Below are 12,548 nucleotides of genomic sequence, written 5' to 3'. Positions count from 1 at the left end.
CGTCCTCCGGCATCGTCGACACGCGACCCAAAGATCGCGTCACACAACCTGAAGTGTATCGCCAGTGCGGTCACGGACGCAATGGAGTTCCGCCTGCGTCCGTCACATCGCCGTGGCCATGCGGATACGATCGGGCAGTTCATCCAGCCGCCATAGGGCAAGGCTCTTGTCGCGCCAGCCGCCGCCGCCCTCCTCGCAACGCTCGTTGATCAGCGCGCGCGGCGACGGCCAGTTGAACGGCGCCTTCTCCATGTTCAGCGCGCGCCAATCGCCATCCGCGCAATCGCGATTTGCATCCCATTCGGGAAACGTCGTGACCAGCAGGAAGCCCGCGCCGCTCTCGGCAAAGCTGGCAACGGCGCGGGCGATGTTGTCGAAGCTCAAATGAACCAGGCAGTCCCGGCACAGGATGACATCCGCGCGCGGCAGCGCATCGCGCGTGACGTCGGCAACGAGAAACCGGCCGAACAACTCGCCGCCGGCCACACGCCGGCGATTGGTCTCGATCAGCGACGGCACGATGTCGATGCCGGTGTAGTCGAGGTCGAGCTTGATGCGGCCGATCCAGCCGGCATCGCCGCAGGGCGCATCGAGCAGCGAGTGCGCGCCGAGCCGTTGCAGCAGGGGAGGAAGCTCCTCTCGGATCGCGGCGGTCGCCGGGTCCTCCGAGCCGAGGCCCGAGACGGATGTGGCCGCGCTCCACAGGTTGGTCTGCTCGATCCGCTCGAACCGCGCGGCGAGATCGAGGCCGTCAAAGTTCTCGCGGTCCGCAACGAAGCGCTCATGGGCGAGCACGGGTGGACGATTGGTGATCATCGGGCGGGACTCGCGTCAAGATTCCGTCGCAAGCACACTATACAGCCGAAGCGTCGCCTCCGAAATCGCCAGCCGCTTCCCTCAGGCCGCCTTCTGCCACTCCATGATGTGGAAATAGGGCACGCGGCGATGAACGGCATTCCTCTCGGGATCGCCGCCTGCGGGCTCCGGCTCGACGAACAGACGCAGCTGAAGGCCGTGATCGAGCAACAGCGTCATGTAGGTGCTGAGCGGACGATGCCAATTCTGGACGCGGATGCCGCGCCAGCTCACCCAGATCGGCCGCTCCTCCATGTAATGGTCGATCGAAAAGCGCGGGATACCCTCGCCGTCCCGCGTCCATCCGTCGGGCTGCCCTGCGGTGTTGAAGCTGGTCAGGTTGGCGATCAGCAGCGTGCCGCCCGGCCGCAGCGCCGCCACCATCTTCGCGATGGCCGCGCCGAGGTCGGGCATGTCGATCAGGCTGAGATAGCTGACGACCAGGTCAAATTCCGCACTGACCTCCATCGTCTCGGCGCGGCCGAGCCGATAGTTGCCGGTCGGGTCCAGCTCCCTGGCGCGCGCAAGCAACGCTTCGGTCGGATCGAGGCCGGTGGTGCCGATGCCGGCGCGCTGCATGATGCGGCAGAAGCGCCCCTCCCCGCAGCCGACGTCGAGCGCATTGCGAAAGCCGCGCCCTTCGATCCGCGCCCGCATCGGCGCGTCTAGGACAAAGCGGCGGCCGTAGTCGCCGTCTTCTCCCTGCTCGACGATCCAGGCGGCCGCGGACGCGGTCCAGCCGTCGCTGACGTCCTCGTTCATGGGGCGACCTTCGGGAATGGAGTCGGCCGCGCGCATCGCGCTGCGCGGCTACTGACCACGGATTGGACCGAAGTTCAACATGAGGTAGCATGCAGCCCGCATGCGCTCGACCACCAGCAAAGAGAAGGCCAAAATCGTTGCCGGCGCCGTGACGGCCGTCGTCATGACGGCCATGCTGTTGGTGTTCGCGCTCGGCCTCTTGCTTCCGCATTAGGCGCGGTGAGCGCGGCGGACGAGTGCCGCCGCACACACTTACGCCGCGCGCACGGTCCGCAAGAATTTTCCGACTTCGTCCTTCAGCCGGTTGCTGTCGGTCGCCAGCATCTTGGCGGTCGAAAGCACCTGCGAGGACGCCGAGCCGGTCTCGGCCGCGCCGCGCTGCACGTCGGTGATGTTGGTGGAGACCTGCTGGGTGCCGTGAGCGGCCTGCTGCACGTTGCGCGAGATCTCCTGGGTCGCGGCGCCCTGCTCCTCGACGGCCGCGGCAATGGTGGACGACACCTCCGACAGCCGCTCGATCGTCGCGGAGATGTCGCGGATCGCGTTGACGGATTCCTGGGTCGCGGTCTGGATGCCGGAAATCTGCTGGCTGATCTCGCCGGTCGCCTTCGCGGTCTGCTCGGCCAGCGTCTTCACCTCGGAGGCGACGACCGCGAAGCCGCGGCCGGCCTCGCCGGCACGTGCCGCCTCGATCGTGGCGTTCAGCGCCAGCAGGTTGGTCTGGCCGGCAATGGTGTTGATCAGCTCGACGACATCGCCGATCCGCGTCGCCGCGATCGAGAGCTCGCTGACCCGCTCGGTCGTGGTGCGCGCCTGGGTGACGGCCTCGCCCGCCATCCGCGCGGATTCCTGCACCTGCCGGCTGATCTCGTTGACGGAGGACGACAGCTCCTCCGTTGCGGTCGCAACCGACTGCACGTTGCCCGTGGCTTCACCCGAAGCGACCGCGACCACCGAGGTCAGCTCCTGCGCGCGGTGCGCGGTGGTGGCCAGCGTCGAGGACGACGCTTCGAGCTCGGTGGAAGCGGACCCGACGGTTTCGATGATCTCGCCGACCGCGCGTTCGAAGCCGTCGGCCAGGTTGACCATGTCACGGCGGCGCTGCTCGGCAGCCTGCTTCTCGATCTCGAGCTGCGCAGCCTTGAGGCGTTCGACCTCGATCGCGTTGGTCTTGAAGACTTCGACGGTCCTGGCCATGTCGCCGATCTCGTCGCTCCGGTCCTTCTCGGACACCTCGGTCTTGAGATCGTTGCGGGCGAGACCCTCCATCGCGAGCTTGAGCCGGGCGATCGGCCGGGACATCGCATTGAGGCCGATGAACAGCGCGATCGCGATACCGACGATCAGGCCGCCGGCGCTGACGCCGATCACGGTCCAGGTCGCGGACCTGGCGTCGCGGTTGATGGCTTCCTTGCGGTTGCTGACCGCCTGTGCGGACTCGGTCACGAACTGGACGATGCGTGCGAGGGCCGCGTCCAGCACCGGATCGCACTCCTTGTGCGCACGTTCGGCGGCCTTGGCATTCTCCTCCACGCTGCTTGCCTGCGCGCCGGCCTGGAGTACCGGATCGCAGCTGGCGAACGCGGCCTTCAGCTGGTCCCCGATGCTCTTGACCTGGCTGGCGCGCGACGGGTCGTCCTGCACGGCCGCATCGAGGTACTGACTGATTTCGGTGCGGTTCTGGTTCGCGATCTTGAGACGGCCAGCGTTGCCCGCCTCCGTCGCTTCGGTGAAGACCGCATAGAGCGCGGCATGATAGGTCTCCGCGCGGCGCTGGGCCCGCGTCAGGTTGAGCGCCGAGGATTGCGCGGCGGAGAGTTCGGTAAATCCGTCGACAGTCGCCGAAAGTTCACGCGCGGCGAAGCCGGCGACGGCGAGCATCGCGCATCCCATCACCGCCACGATTAGTGCGACCTTCCACACGATTTTCAGATTGTTCAAAAAGCTCATAACAGCCGCCCCAATGCTTCTGCCGACGCATAATCCCAGCAACGGGCATTGGAACCGGCGGACGTTAAGATTTGATGCCAAATCCCCCGAGTAGTCTTACGGAAAAATAACTATTCGGGGGGTCGACGTAAGCCTCGTGTAAGCTTCTGCCTGTTTTGGGGGCGTTTCCGGACAGAGCCGGCCGGAACCGGTCGACGGCGTCAGTCGTTGTCGGCCCATGCGGATCAAGGAAGAAAACCGAAACATGTTTCTGCTGGCGACGGTGACGCTGTGCTGTGTCGCCGTGGCCGGCACCGTTGCGCTGTTCGAGCTGGCACCAGGACCGGCTCCGGCCACGCAGGTCGCCGAACGCGCGGCGATCGACGTTACGGCTCCGACACCGGTCCGGGTGGTGGGCGCGCCGTTCGAGCCCAACATCAACCCGCGCGAGCGATAGCGCTCACGTCGGCGATGCCTCCGTGCCCGCCTCGGGCCGGCCTTGGGCTCGCGCCAACTCCTCCACGAACACGATCACCTCCGCCCGCTTGTCGGGTGGCAGCGACAAGAACGCACGAACGAGCCGCAGGCCCTGCGCTTCGTCCGACTGGTCTGATTTGACGTCCATTCCCCACTGTCGGGCGGGCGGGAAAAATATGCAATCCCCAGCCGGACACCTCCTTGATTCGGCCGGCCAGCTTTGCTGGAATGGCTCCAACAGAGGTGGACCATGAAGTGGATCAGCGAGCGCGACGCACTGATCGCGCAGACAATGGCCTTCGTCCATTCGGTGACCGGCAAGAAGGGCGACTTCCATCCGCCGGAGAGGCCGACGGCTGCACCGGACGTCCCGGTGGGGACCGTCACCGTCGAGACCGTCACCGTCGAGATCGTGGCGGTCGACACATTGGCGGTCGAGATCAAGCCGCCGCCAGTCCCGCTCGCCCCGCCCGTCATGATCCCGCCAGCACGGACAAGCGGCGATTTCCGCTCCGAGATGCAGGCCCGCATCGCCAATTTCCGCAAGCATCAGGAGCGATTCGAGCGCGAGCGGGAGGAGTATTGCGCGGCGACCCTGACCAGGCTCCGCGCGGCCATTCGTGACCCCTCCCTCCGTCCGCCAACCGAAAACTAAGACCGGCGGGCGATCGGACACCTACAGCCAGGACCAGACCAACCAGAGATTGGCCGCACAGGCGCTGAGCAATCCCAGCGTCAGTGGCAGCAGCATGTGCCCGCAGCAGGTCTTGAGGTCGGTCGTCATGGCCGAAAACATCCGCTGATTCCGGCAAATGAGTCCCAGGGATTCTTTTTTTAGGGATTCAGGACTCGTTAAAGACTCAGGGCCCGCGGCTCCGATCACGCCCCCGTGATCGTCCCGGAACCCCTTGCCCCGTGAAGCCGTTAACGCGCTTTCCGGGAGCGGGAAGAATGCCCTACGCCCTGTTCTGCAACGACGCCCAAATCAGCAAGGCCTATCCCAGCGAGGCCGACGTCTGGCAGCTCGCGCAGCAAAGCGGCCTCGTCGTGGATGTCAGCACCGACGATCGGCGCCACGGGCCGCGCCGGGTCCTGGACAATGATTACGAGATCAGGCCCTGCCGGGCTGCCCAGGGCGAGGACCCCGCCAGGAACAAGGCCGAGGCCGAGCAGCAGTCGAGGATGGAGCTTGCGCTGAATTCCTGAGGTTCGGCCCGGGGTATCTCAGGAAGGGATCTCTCAGGGGGTCGCGGTCGCCAGCGAGGCCTGCTCGCCCGCCAGCACCACGCAGGCCTTGCGACGGTGCAGCCCGCGGATCGCGCCTGTTACCTTCAGCACCTTGCCGGATGGGCAGGAAGCGTCCTTGACGAAGGCCACCTCATAGGGTGCCAGCATCAGAGGCTCGGATTTGAGGATTGTCTGTGCAGCGCACGGCAGGGAGATGAAGCACGAGAGCACTACTGCCGACACAAAGATACGCATGTCCGTCGTCCCACCAGCCCGGTAATTCTCATATAACGCCTTCCGGAGCGCGAGTTCCGTAGGCGGCAAAAATTATTTTTGCTTTACGCCAGTCCCATGACGCGCGTGAGAACGCGCGCGCCAGACCGTTTGCTTGCAAATGACGCGCCAGATGGTTCACGCAAAGCAAACAACAGGCAGGCAAACAAGGGCCAGGCAAACGAAAGGCCGGCGTGAGCCGGCCCTTGTCAGGTCGTGGTCGCTGTTGGGCGTCAGTAGCGCGAGGCCGCCGGTCCGCCCCAGCCGAAGCGGTAGTTCACACCGACCTTGACGGTATGCTCGTCCTCCCGGCCCCGGACGCCGACGACGTCGGCCGGAGCGGAGGTGAAGGTCGTGCTGCCAAAGTTGTAATACTGGTACTCGGCCTTGGCCGACCAGCTCGGTGCGAACATGTATTCGAGGCCGGCACCGACAGTATAGCCGTCCTTGTTGTTGCCAGTGGCGGTGAAGGGCTGCGCCACGCCGGCGACGTTGACGCCGAGGCCGCCATTACGCCAGGCGTAACCGCCCTTGGCATAGACCAGCGCCGGTCCCCAGGTGTAGCCGATGCGGCCGGTCACCGACCCGAGCTGGTCGGTGTTCGACGTCACCTGCGTCCCCAGCGGGAACGTGACACCGTTGTTGTTGGTCGGCAGCCAGGAATATTGGGCCTCGATACCCACCACCCAATTGGGCGCAAACTGGTAGTCGAAGCCGCCCTGCACGCCGCCCAGGAAACGGGCGTCGCTCGACTGGAAGCTGCTGTCACCCGCGAACGCGCCGCCGACATGGCCGCCGATGTAGAAACCGGTCCAGTTGTAGATCACCTGCGGCGGCGTATAGGCGGGCGCCTTGGTATAGGTGCGCGGCTGCATGTCGGCCGCGGCGGCCGGTGCAGCCAGCGCCAGCAGAGCAACGGCGCCCAGCAAAATCGTCTTCATGATCATCCCCGTTCTTTCAAATTCGACACTCAGGAAACAACGTGGCGTGAATTAGGTTGCTTCGCGGCGATGCCGGAACGTTGATCGTCTGTCACTGTGACGGTGTGGCAACAACGCGATTTTGTTCCGTCACACCTGCTTGCACCGACTGTTTTCGTCGTCTGCTCAAGGCGGGCTGTAACGATCTGTCGCAAGGCAAACCAGCCCCGTTCAAAGCTCGCCAAATTGTGATCCAGCGGCTCCGGCGGCCCCTGTCCTAGCACCTGCCGATGAAGGCCGGCTTTGCGCTACCGCGCCATCTTTTCCAGTTCCGGAAAGGGTGCGTAAACCGCACCGGCGCAGAGCTCGCCGGCGCGATCGACGATGCGGTCGCCCCGCCCGTTGACGAAGACGGCGGCCCGTTCGCGCACGCCCTTGTAGCTGCCGTCGGTCTCGCGTGGCGTGAAGTGCAGGCAGGCGACGTAGAACTGCCGTCCGCCGATCTCGCGCAGCACCGGATCGGCCATGGTGGCCTCGCGCACACCGACGGGATTGTTGAGGTAAGCGCGCATCAAGGCCAGCGTGTCACTGCGAAAATTGTCGGGAAACGGCTGCGGCCCTCCCGCCTGGGTCCCCTCCATCAGGGATGGACGATCACCGTCGCTGCCGAAACATGCCGCGAGCGCCAGCGGCAAGACCAGAACCAACGCCAAGATCACCGCACGCTTCGCCAACCATCCCACAGGCCACGCTCTCCGCTCGATCAGACTCGGAGGATGTTCTAGCCCCAAGGTTGCACGAAGGGAATTCGGTCCTGCTCGTATGCTGCGCAAATAACGCACCGTCCCGCCGCCGGCGCCTGCGCTTTCGCGCTGACGCCGAGACGACGGGCCGGGCCTGAATTCCGCACGCGGCGGCGGGCAATGCCAGGGATGCCGCCGCGCCGGATCAGTCGTTAGCTGCGCTTGTCGATGGCCGCCGGCTTGGTCACGTCAGGCTGCGCCTTCAGCGACTTCTTGGCCGACAGATGCTTGTTGTGGTGGCGATGCGTGCGCACGGCCTTGTGCTCGTCGGGCGTGACCGCGGCATTGGCGTTCATCGCCTTCGACTTGGTATCCACCTTGGCGTCCGCCTTGACGTCGGCGGCCTTCGTGTCGGCCTTGACGCCGGCCTCGGGTTTCACGGCGGTGGTCGACGCCTTGGTCTGGCTCTGGTCCGCCTTGATCACCGGCGCGGTCGTGGTGGTCTTGCCGGCTTCAGCGGCGAAGGCCGGGGCTGCGATTACGGAAGCGGCGAGCAAGGCTGCGGAAATGGTCTTCAACATGGTTGGTCTCCTCTTGGAAGGATCTTGAGGCGGCGCCCTCTCGCCTACTCTTCGATCGTGGGTGGGAGCCTAGGCGGCGCGCGCTGAACCCAGTCTGAAGTCCCTTGCAGGCTTCTGTTCATCTCGATGACAAGTTTGTCATCTGCGGAGGGGCGAATAGATCGTGCGAAGCGGGAATGTTTTTGCCCTCTGGGTGTTCCGGTCTTTGGGCAATCGTGTAGGATCGCCACGTTCCATACGGGAGAAGATAGATGCGCAAACTTTCCATGCTTCTGGTACCGGGGCTTGTCTCGATGGCGTTGGCCGCCGGACCGATGCTGACCAGCGCCTACGCCGCGGGCAGCGACGAGCCCTCGCCGCCGCCGAAGTCGGACAGCTCGGCCAAGAAGGGGAAGAAGAAGAGCTCCTCCATCAGCGATCCCAAATTCCTCGCGGCCTATCGCACCGCCTACACCACGATCTACGACGGTCACGACTACACGAGCGCGATCGGCCAGCTGAAGTCGCTCGAGCGCGACGACGTCGCCGACGTCGCCAATTTGATCGGCTACTCCTATCGCAAGCTCGGCGACTACCAGTCGTCCAAGGTCTATTACGAGATCGCACTGAAGGACGATCCGAACCACGTCCGCACCTGGCAGTATTACGGCCTCTGGCAGCTCGAGCAGGGCAACCGCGAACAGGCGCAGTACCACCTGAACAAGATCGCCTCGCTCGCCGGCACCGACAGCTCCGAGTATCGCTCGCTCGCCGCGGCGCTCGACAAGCCGACCGGCGCGACGCTCGTCTACTGAGACATCGCATCCTCGAACGAAACGAGCGGGCACAACCTCGGGGTTGTGCCCGTTCCGCTTTCTCGGTTAGCCTCTCGCATCAAGTGCTCCCCTCGCAAATTGGTGCGCAATGGATACGTGGCTGCGATCCGCGATCGACTACATCGGCTGCTGGATCGAATTCCAACAGGCGACATTCCAGCAGCCCGGCGTCATCGTCGCATTTGCCCATCGCGGCGAAATCGTCGCCGAGCACGCCTTTGGTCTTGCCAATCTCGACACTGGCGAGAAGCTCACCCCGCGCCACCGCTGCCGTATCGCCTCGCATTCGAAGAGCTTTACCTCCGCCGGCATCATGAAGCTGCGCGACCAGCGCAAGCTCCGGCTCGACGACACGGTCGGCCAACATGTCGGCGGCCTGCATCCGCGCGTCGCCGAGACGACGATTGCGCAGGTGCTCTCGCACAGCGCGGGGCTGACGCGCGATGGCGCCGATTCCGGGCAGTTCATTGACAACCGTCCCTATCTCAACGCCAGGGAGTTGCTCGCGGAATTGAAGCTGCCGACCGCGATCGAGCCGGGGACGCGCTTCAAATACTCCAACCACGGCTTTGGCCTGCTCGGCCTCGTCATCGAAGCCGTGTCGAAGGAGCCCTACTCCGCCTGGATCAAGCGCGAGATCATCGAGCCCGCAGGCCTGCGCGAGACTGAGCCGGATGCGCCGCTTCCCAAGGGCGCATCGTTCGCGCGCGGCCACACGCGAAAAGTGCCCTTGGGCGAGCGTTGCGTGATCCCCGGCGACAATCCGACGCACGCGATGGCGTCCGCCACGGGCTTCGCCGCCACCGCCGGCGATACGGCCCGCTTCTTCGCGCAGCTTGCGCCCAACGCCAGGAAGAGCGTGCTCTCAGTCGCAAGCCGCCGCGAAATGACCCGGCATCACTGGCGCATCCCGCAGAGTTTCGAGGCCTATTATGGCCTTGGCATCAACGCCGGCAAAACCGACGGCTGGGACTGGTTCGGCCATGGCGGCCATTTTCAGGGTTACATCTCCCGGACCTGCTCCATCCCCGCTTGCGAGCTCGCGATCAGCATCCTCAGCAACTCGATCGACGGCGCGGCGCCGTTCTGGATGGACGGCGCGATGCAGATCCTGCGCGTGTTCAGGACTCGCGGCGCACCCGACCGCCGCGTGCGCGACTGGACCGGCCGCTGGTGGACGATCTGGGGCGCAACCGATCTCGTCCCCGCGGGCAACCGCGTGCTGGTCGCCAATCCGCAGTTCATCAATCCGTTCATGGATGCCGCCGAGATCGAGGTCACCGGCCGCGACACCGGCAAGCTCGCCTGGGCTGCCGGCTATTCCAGCCACGGCGAGCCGGTGCGCCGCGTCCGTGACGCGCGCGGCAAGGTCAGCGACATCTGGATCGCCGGCGCCAATATCAAGCCGGAGCGTGTCGTGGCGCGCGAGATCGCGCGGAGATATCCGCCGCGCAAGCGGCGGCCTACTCTCGGATAAGAGCCTCCACCTCGCTCCGAAACGCCTGCCGCGAGCCGTCGCGCGAATAGAACATGTGGCCGCCGGGATAGACGACGAACTTGACCCGCTGCGTGGCGAACGCCGGGAGCTGGTCGAGCACCCGCTTCGATCCGAAATAGGGCGTGGCGAGATCGAACAGGCCGTGCGCGACCAGCACGTTCAGCTTTCCGTCGGTGGCGAGGATCTGGCGCAGCTCCGACATCGACTGGGGCGGGTTGATGCCGCGGCCGAAATCCCAATTGCCCTCGACGGCGCCATTGAGGACTTCATAGGAGCCATCCGGCCGCCAGTTGAGCTTGCGCGTGAGAACATCGACCGCCGCACTCGTCAGCGGCGCCTGGAGCGCATCGCCCGAGGGATCGCCGAACCGGGAGCTGCTCGAATCCGGATAGGGATCATAGCCTCGCACCGAGGCGTCGTAGCGCCCCGTCACCTTGCCGTTCTTGCGGTCGAACTCGCGGCGGAATTCACCGACGTCGAAACGGCCGGCGAGCCGGCGGCTCACGGCCTGATCGATCCCGGTGAGCTCGGCGACCTTGTCGGCAAGGCGATTGGTGGCCTCCTTGTCCGCCTCGCCCTTGACGAGGTCGGCCAGGAACTCGCCCCGCGCGTAAGCCTCGACGTCGGCGAGATCGGCGCGCTTGACCGCTCCCTTGGCTTCGCGCGCCACCGCGACATAGCTCGGCAGCGTCGCGACATATTGCAGGAGGCTGGTGCCGGTGAACTCGCGGAAGTCCAGGAGCGGCGACACCAGGATCAATCCCCTGACGCCGACGCCATGCTGGAGCTGCAACTGGCGCACGACCTTCGGCCCGCGAATGCCGCCATAGCTTTCGCCGCCGACATATTTCGGCGAGGTCAGCCGGTCGTGCTTCTCCAGCCAGCGGCGGATCACGAGCGCGATCGAATTGACGTCGCCGTCGACGGAGTAGAAGGACTTGCGCGCGTCCTCGCCGCTGGCAACGAAGCGGCTGTAGCCGGTGCTGACGGGATCGATGAAGACGAGATCGGTAAAGTCGAGCCACGTCTCCGCGTTCGGCTTCACCTCGGGTGAGGCGGACGGCGAAAGGGCCTCGCCATCGAGCGGCAGCCGCCACGGCCCCGCAGCGCCGAACTGGAGCCATGCCGAGGACGCGCCGGGACCGCCGTTGAACAGGAACGTCACGGGGCGCGTCGCTCGGTCGGCACCATCGAGCTCATAGGACGTATAGGCGATGTCGGCGAGCGGCTCACCCTTGCCGTCGAACACGCGGATCGAGCCGGCAGTCGCAGTGAAGTCGAGTGCACGGCCCGGCAGATCGAGCGTCTGCTTCGTGGTCGAATCCGACGGAAGGCGATGCGGCTCGGCGGCGGACGATGAACCCTGTGACGCGCCTGGCGTGTTGCCGCCGCGCCCACCCTTCTGTCCCGCTGGGGCCGTCGTCTCGGCGCGCGGCTGCGGCGGATCGTCCGCGCGGGCAAATCCCGCGAGCGCGAAAGTCGACACCGCCAGTACCAGGGTCGCGCGGCGGAGCGCCGGCAAACGCATGACCATGATCGTTCTCCTTGTCCGGCTGCGAGAGCCGGCGAGCATCGCAAGGCTAGCGAGAAATTGCGACGGTTTGGGGGATAGCCGGCCCGGCGGCGCCTGAAGAAGCCGGGCGAGCACAAATCGACCCGGATTTGCCCTGAATCGGGATGGACGCTGTTTGCCTTGAACAGCGGTCCTTCTCGACAATGCAGGCCCAGGTCGTATAGACGAGCCCGGCGGAACTTTCTCCAGCCAGCGGCCCTGCCCGGAAGCCATGACCAAGCCAGCGCGATACAACCGGATCGCCTTTGTCGCGAGCCCAAGCAGCGAGGCGCAGACCGCCTTCGGCCAGCTCACTCGGGACTATGGCAATTGCGACCCGAACGACGCCGATGTCGTGGTCGCGCTCGGCGGCGACGGACTGATGCTCCAGACGCTGCACCAGAACATGCACTCGGGCAAACCGATCTATGGCATGCACCGCGGCACCGTCGGCTTCCTGATGAACGAGTACTCGACGGTCGACCTTCGCGCTCGTCTCGAGGCAGCGCAGGAATCCGAGATCAACCCGCTCCTGATGCGCGCCACCGACGTCAACGACCGCGTCCACCTGCATCACGCCATCAACGAGGTCGCCCTGTTCCGGCAGACCTACCAGGCCGCGCGCCTGCGGATCCTGATCGACGAGCGCGAGCGCATGGCTGAGCTGATCGCCGACGGCATCATGGTGGCGACGCCCGCCGGCTCCACCGCCTACAATCTGTCCGCGCAGGGACCGATCCTGCCGATCAACGCCGCGCTGCTGGCGCTGACGCCGATCAGCGCCTTCCGCCCGGGGGGGGGGGGGGGGGGGGGGGGGGGGCCCCCGACGCGGGGCGGGGGGGGGGGGGGGGGGGGGGGGGGGGCGGCCGGGGGGGGGGGGGGGGGGGGGGGGGGGTGGGGGGGGGGGTTGGGGGGG

15 protein-coding genes are annotated in these 12,548 nt (G+C 65.9%); 6 read left to right on the top strand and 9 right to left on the bottom strand.

Annotation, left to right across the window (positions count from 1 at the left end; translation table 11 throughout):
- Positions 1-102: 102 nt before the first annotated feature.
- From AC0L3X_RS09815 to AC0L3X_RS09805, 3 genes are all read right to left on the bottom strand, one after another.
- The gene (locus AC0L3X_RS09815; protein ID WP_283016902.1) at positions 103-816 is read right to left on the bottom strand and encodes a class I SAM-dependent methyltransferase; all 714 of its coding nucleotides are present in this window, start codon (positions 814-816) and stop codon (positions 103-105) included.
- Between the two features lie 81 nt (positions 817-897).
- Positions 898-1,617: a class I SAM-dependent methyltransferase gene (locus AC0L3X_RS09810; RefSeq protein WP_166342380.1), complete on the bottom strand. Its 720-nt coding sequence runs from the start codon at positions 1,615-1,617 to the stop codon at positions 898-900.
- Between the two features lie 252 nt (positions 1,618-1,869).
- The gene (locus AC0L3X_RS09805) at positions 1,870-3,567 is read right to left on the bottom strand and encodes a methyl-accepting chemotaxis protein (protein WP_283016903.1); all 1,698 of its coding nucleotides are present in this window, start codon (positions 3,565-3,567) and stop codon (positions 1,870-1,872) included.
- A gap of 217 nt (positions 3,568-3,784) precedes the next feature.
- Between AC0L3X_RS09805 and AC0L3X_RS09800 the strand changes: the two genes are divergently transcribed.
- The gene (locus AC0L3X_RS09800; RefSeq protein WP_041958446.1) at positions 3,785-4,003 is read left to right on the top strand and encodes a hypothetical protein; all 219 of its coding nucleotides are present in this window, start codon (positions 3,785-3,787) and stop codon (positions 4,001-4,003) included.
- Positions 4,004-4,006: 3 nt separating this feature from the next.
- Here AC0L3X_RS09800 and AC0L3X_RS09795 read toward each other — a convergent pair whose 3' ends face one another.
- Positions 4,007-4,171 (bottom strand): hypothetical protein, encoded by a 165-nt coding sequence (locus tag AC0L3X_RS09795; protein ID WP_166342382.1) that lies wholly within the window; start codon positions 4,169-4,171, stop codon positions 4,007-4,009.
- Positions 4,172-4,273: 102 nt separating this feature from the next.
- Here AC0L3X_RS09795 and AC0L3X_RS09790 point away from each other — a divergent pair, with 102 nt between their 5' ends.
- Together AC0L3X_RS09790 and AC0L3X_RS09785 are read left to right on the top strand one after the other, a co-directional pair.
- Complete coding sequence (locus AC0L3X_RS09790; RefSeq protein ID WP_166342383.1) at positions 4,274-4,678, top strand: hypothetical protein; 405 nt, start codon at positions 4,274-4,276, stop codon at positions 4,676-4,678.
- Between the two features lie 296 nt (positions 4,679-4,974).
- Complete coding sequence (locus AC0L3X_RS09785) at positions 4,975-5,229, top strand: hypothetical protein (RefSeq protein ID WP_166342384.1); 255 nt, start codon at positions 4,975-4,977, stop codon at positions 5,227-5,229.
- A gap of 33 nt (positions 5,230-5,262) precedes the next feature.
- On the opposite strand, the gene AC0L3X_RS09780 is transcribed toward AC0L3X_RS09785, so the two are convergent.
- The 4 genes from AC0L3X_RS09780 to AC0L3X_RS09765 form a co-directional block, all read right to left on the bottom strand.
- Positions 5,263-5,505, bottom strand: coding sequence for a DUF6719 family protein (locus AC0L3X_RS09780; RefSeq protein ID WP_038935984.1), 243 nt, complete (start codon positions 5,503-5,505; stop codon positions 5,263-5,265).
- A 251-nt stretch (positions 5,506-5,756) separates the two neighbouring features.
- Positions 5,757-6,464: an outer membrane protein gene (locus AC0L3X_RS09775; RefSeq protein WP_166342385.1), complete on the bottom strand. Its 708-nt coding sequence runs from the start codon at positions 6,462-6,464 to the stop codon at positions 5,757-5,759.
- Between the two features lie 287 nt (positions 6,465-6,751).
- A complete protein-coding gene (locus AC0L3X_RS09770) occupies positions 6,752-7,186 on the bottom strand; it encodes a hypothetical protein (protein ID WP_283016904.1) in 435 nt (144 codons plus the stop codon).
- A gap of 212 nt (positions 7,187-7,398) precedes the next feature.
- A complete protein-coding gene (locus tag AC0L3X_RS09765) occupies positions 7,399-7,767 on the bottom strand; it encodes a His-rich protein BRANT (RefSeq protein WP_166342386.1) in 369 nt (122 codons plus the stop codon).
- A 251-nt stretch (positions 7,768-8,018) separates the two neighbouring features.
- Here AC0L3X_RS09765 and AC0L3X_RS09760 point away from each other — a divergent pair, with 251 nt between their 5' ends.
- Positions 8,019-8,561 (top strand): tetratricopeptide repeat protein, encoded by a 543-nt coding sequence (locus AC0L3X_RS09760; RefSeq protein ID WP_028150223.1) that lies wholly within the window; start codon positions 8,019-8,021, stop codon positions 8,559-8,561.
- A 109-nt stretch (positions 8,562-8,670) separates the two neighbouring features.
- Positions 8,671-10,059: a serine hydrolase domain-containing protein gene (locus AC0L3X_RS09755; RefSeq protein ID WP_166342387.1), complete on the top strand. Its 1,389-nt coding sequence runs from the start codon at positions 8,671-8,673 to the stop codon at positions 10,057-10,059.
- Here AC0L3X_RS09755 and AC0L3X_RS09750 read toward each other — a convergent pair.
- Positions 10,046-11,614 (bottom strand): S10 family peptidase, encoded by a 1,569-nt coding sequence (locus AC0L3X_RS09750; protein WP_473316381.1) that lies wholly within the window; start codon positions 11,612-11,614, stop codon positions 10,046-10,048. The genes AC0L3X_RS09755 and AC0L3X_RS09750 overlap by 14 nt on opposite strands.
- Before the next feature lie 250 nt (positions 11,615-11,864).
- On the opposite strand from AC0L3X_RS09750, the gene AC0L3X_RS09745 reads away from it, so the two are divergent.
- On the top strand, positions 11,865-12,548 hold a 684-nt coding region (locus tag AC0L3X_RS09745), incomplete at its 3' end, for an NAD kinase (RefSeq protein ID WP_473316380.1).

This window comes from Bradyrhizobium sp. MI1.7, from assembly GCF_055811795.1.
Note: the sequence above shows the minus strand (reverse complement) of the source record. Positions and strands in the feature narration are given on the sequence as shown.

Excerpts from the sequence above, each read along its gene's own strand:
- AC0L3X_RS09815 (WP_283016902.1), bottom strand. The coding sequence starts at position 816 with ATGATCACCAATCGTCCACCCGTGCTCGCCCATGAGCGCTTCGTTGCG.
- AC0L3X_RS09810 (WP_166342380.1), bottom strand. The coding sequence starts at position 1,617 with ATGAACGAGGACGTCAGCGACGGCTGGACCGCGTCCGCGGCCGCCTGG.
- AC0L3X_RS09805 (WP_283016903.1), bottom strand. The coding sequence starts at position 3,567 with ATGAGCTTTTTGAACAATCTGAAAATCGTGTGGAAGGTCGCACTAATC.
- AC0L3X_RS09800 (WP_041958446.1), top strand. The coding sequence starts at position 3,785 with ATGCGGATCAAGGAAGAAAACCGAAACATGTTTCTGCTGGCGACGGTG.
- AC0L3X_RS09795 (WP_166342382.1), bottom strand. The coding sequence starts at position 4,171 with ATGGACGTCAAATCAGACCAGTCGGACGAAGCGCAGGGCCTGCGGCTC.
- AC0L3X_RS09790 (WP_166342383.1), top strand. The coding sequence starts at position 4,274 with ATGAAGTGGATCAGCGAGCGCGACGCACTGATCGCGCAGACAATGGCC.
- AC0L3X_RS09785 (WP_166342384.1), top strand. The coding sequence starts at position 4,975 with ATGCCCTACGCCCTGTTCTGCAACGACGCCCAAATCAGCAAGGCCTAT.
- AC0L3X_RS09780 (WP_038935984.1), bottom strand. The coding sequence starts at position 5,505 with ATGCGTATCTTTGTGTCGGCAGTAGTGCTCTCGTGCTTCATCTCCCTG.
- AC0L3X_RS09775 (WP_166342385.1), bottom strand. The coding sequence starts at position 6,464 with ATGAAGACGATTTTGCTGGGCGCCGTTGCTCTGCTGGCGCTGGCTGCA.
- AC0L3X_RS09765 (WP_166342386.1), bottom strand. The coding sequence starts at position 7,767 with ATGTTGAAGACCATTTCCGCAGCCTTGCTCGCCGCTTCCGTAATCGCA.
- AC0L3X_RS09760 (WP_028150223.1), top strand. The coding sequence starts at position 8,019 with ATGCGCAAACTTTCCATGCTTCTGGTACCGGGGCTTGTCTCGATGGCG.
- AC0L3X_RS09755 (WP_166342387.1), top strand. The coding sequence starts at position 8,671 with ATGGATACGTGGCTGCGATCCGCGATCGACTACATCGGCTGCTGGATC.
- AC0L3X_RS09750 (WP_473316381.1), bottom strand. The coding sequence starts at position 11,614 with ATGGTCATGCGTTTGCCGGCGCTCCGCCGCGCGACCCTGGTACTGGCG.